The organism is uncultured Shewanella sp. (assembly GCF_947495455.1).
GTDB lineage: Bacteria > Pseudomonadota > Gammaproteobacteria > Enterobacterales > Shewanellaceae > Shewanella.
Genome location: NZ_CANLZC010000199.1, coordinates 1 through 3115, shown reverse-complemented (window position 1 = coordinate 3115; position 3115 = coordinate 1). Strand labels below are relative to the sequence as shown.

Genomic DNA, 3115 nt, shown 5'->3' with positions numbered 1-3115 from the left:
ATATAGAATCACTATTAGCTTCAATCATCTGCCTTGCCTACAGCATGTTGAATTCCCGCTGAAAGATCACTTATATAGTAGAGTTGGTATTACAGCACTACCTTTTTTGTTGGCTGACTCGATTGAGTTGTTAGAGTCGTTATAAGGCCACTTTTTCCCAAATGGTGTCCACTGAAATAGGCGTAAAAGGTTGCCGGTTAAAGGCGTCTTGACAGAGGGAATAAATAGCTTGATTAACGGGAATATCCACATGATATTGTTTCGCGAGTTGGATGACATAACCATTAATGGTTTCCAATTCTGATGCACTGTTGCCATTGATGATGATATCTTGAGCCATACTGGAAATCACGAGCTTTTTGAGATTTTTTAAATAGGCTTTACGCGTCAAAAAGGCGGGTAATAGGCCAGCTGCAGTGATGAGTCTCCAGCTGGGCATGCCGCCCAATTGACTTTCTTTAAATCCAGCGGCTTTCATTACTTTTACCCCTTCATAAGTCATGCGGGTTAATAGCTTTTGAAATTTCTTACTTTTAGATTGATCGTTTTGATGTAAAGCCACGAGTGTCGTCAAGGAGTTGGCTAAGTTGATGACAATTTTACAATGTGCGGCATCAGCAAGATTTGGATAGACAAGGCTTTCGACGCCTTTATTAAAATCCTGAGTTACTCGTTTAATCTCTTCATCCGTGACACCGCCATTGTGTCCCAGTGCGATAGGGCCTTTTTTTTGATAACCGACTACGCCAAAACCATCAACCCAAGCATTAAAACACAATACTCCGTAAATCACTTTATTGAAGTATTGAGGTAAAATCGTTTGATTTTCTATGCCATTTTGCAATGCGACAATCAGTACATCAGAGCCAAAATGTGTGGATAACAGTTGACTGACGCTGTCTAAGCTGTAGTTTTTAACGCAAAGCACAATGACATCGGGTTTCGGAACGTCTGCGAGTTGCCAATAAGCTTGAACTTGACATTGATGACGTATGTTGGGCTTATCACCATGATAAATATCGAGACCGTGTTGATTGATATGTTCGCTAACGGCTTGTTTATCAAATATACTCACTTTCATTTGTCCATGAGTCAGCCAAGTGGCCATACTTGTACCTATGGCTCCTGCTCCAAAAATAAGGTAATGTTTTGACATAGTTAACAGTTCCTTATTTCGTGGGGCAAATCAAAACAGGCATTCATGGTATCTGTGTGACGATATTGAAAAGCCTCTTGCTCTATTTTTAATGCTCTTAATCTATCGGCAATGGGTCCATCACCAAGTTGAAGACTCAAGCCATTATTCGTACTGGACGTTTGGAATAAGGTCTTCATATTTTTATTAATATTAAAGGTGCCTTTAAATTGCGTTGTACTTTTAAGGCGTTGAGATTTTAAAACAGAGAGCAAGTTAGATTTCACATCAAAAGATTGAGCTTGGCCTTGAGTGGGAATCGATAAAGTGAGATAAGGGGCTTGTCCATCAATAGCAGCTTCTATCTTTGTCTTTTGATCATTTTTGGTGATGTTAATATGTTCGACTTCTTTAGGCAGTCCCCAAATTTTCCGCCCTCTGAGTCGATTTTCAAGTGAAGTGACGGGCATGTGAAAGACGTAATAGCCGAAATGTTTCGATTTATCGCCTCTAAGCATAGTCAATATAGGAATATTCATCGCTCCGTCACTGACAACCGGAATGGTCATAGCGATTTCATTATAGGGGGCGACATTCATGACATGACGGTACTCATAGCATGAAAAGATCACCAATGAGCGTCCCTTCATCATTTTTACAGGTACCATGCTTGGATCTGGCATCATGGCTTTAGCTGCTGCATAATCACAATGAAAAATGGCAATTGCGCAGCTAGCATCGGCGTAAAACGTCGGAAATTGATAGTTTTTTTCCACTTTTTCATCCAGCTGGAGTGGTTTCTCGGCATGTCGTAACTGGAAGCGTTTAAAGAAATCATTGTTGAATTTCTCTTCATTTTGCAGCAAGTTGGGATTGAGGTTTAAATTAACATCCATGAAAACACCCTTACAGATTGAAATAGTGAGTGTGAGTATTGCTCGTATAGAATAGAATCAAAATAGTAAAAATAACCTATAGATGAGTTAAATGAGTACTATCGATCTTTGTATAGCAGATTTATACCGACTCGCGGCGAAAGGAGGTGGAGGTTATCGTCGACGTGCGTTGGCTCAGTTGACTCAAGCAATCGACTTTGATGGTGCGCTATGGGGCTGTGGTAGACTCGATTCTGTTGATTTTCATAGTGTTGATGTATTGGGCGTGGAGGAAAGCTATCCTCAAACATTAGCCCAAACAAGACACATTAATCCGTTTTTCGATGCATTAAAACAACAAGTTTCAGTGACCATTGATATGGATTCTGTGTTAGATGATGAGCATTTTTATGCCAGTTCCGTATATCGAGAGTGTTTCTCTCGGTACGGCGTGGAGCGTATTATTGGCGTGTTAATCCCTGAGCCTTCAACAGGCATAATGAATCTCATTAGTCTTTACCGTTTTGAAAAAAATAATCCTTTTAGCCTGATAGACAGGCAGCATTTAGATCGATTAGGTTTTCATCTTGTGAGTGGCGCTTCTCATTATTACTTTTTACATTTGTCACAGCGAACAAAACGTCATGGACAAGAGGCTTTAGCGATTTGTGATAAATATGGCTTTTTTTTTGAGGCAGAACCCCGCTTTATCGCATTATTAAAGCAATATTACCCTGAAAAAGCATCGACACATTTGCCGTTTGAGATCCATAAACAGATTGAATTGGAGCAAGGCCTACAGATGACATCTGAGGCTTTTGGGGATCTGTATTGTATTGCTTTGTGGGAAACACGTCCTATGGATCTTCTCAGTCCCCGTGAGCAAGAAGTCGTTAATTGGGTGACGAAAGGCTTATCCTTTAAAGAGGCGGCAAAAAAAATGGGAGTGGCGCCATCGACTGTGTCAAACCACCTTTATAAAATATACCGAAAGTTGAATATTGCCAGTCGCAGTGAATTGGCACAGATATATACCCGTGACTGAGGGATCCCCACTTTTCTGGCTCATAAACAATGAATACTGATTGTGAAGTGAGCCAAGTTA

The 3115-nt window shown here is 40.4% G+C and carries 3 protein-coding genes; 1 reads left to right on the top strand and 2 read right to left on the bottom strand.

The window, feature by feature from the left end; all coding sequences use genetic code 11:
* Positions 1-139: 139 nt before the first annotated feature.
* Positions 140-1156 (bottom strand): ketopantoate reductase family protein, encoded by a 1017-nt coding sequence (locus tag Q0791_RS24610; RefSeq protein WP_299011905.1) that lies wholly within the window; start codon positions 1154-1156, stop codon positions 140-142.
* 2 nt (positions 1157-1158) lie between these two features.
* Positions 1159-2031, bottom strand: a complete 873-nt coding sequence (locus tag Q0791_RS24605; RefSeq protein WP_299011904.1) for an acetoacetate decarboxylase family protein — start codon at positions 2029-2031, stop codon at positions 1159-1161.
* 91 nt (positions 2032-2122) lie between these two features.
* Here Q0791_RS24605 and Q0791_RS24600 point away from each other — a divergent pair, with 91 nt between their 5' ends.
* Positions 2123-3055: a LuxR C-terminal-related transcriptional regulator gene (locus Q0791_RS24600; RefSeq protein ID WP_299011903.1), complete on the top strand. Its 933-nt coding sequence runs from the start codon at positions 2123-2125 to the stop codon at positions 3053-3055.
* The last annotated feature ends 60 nt before the right edge of the window (positions 3056-3115 follow it).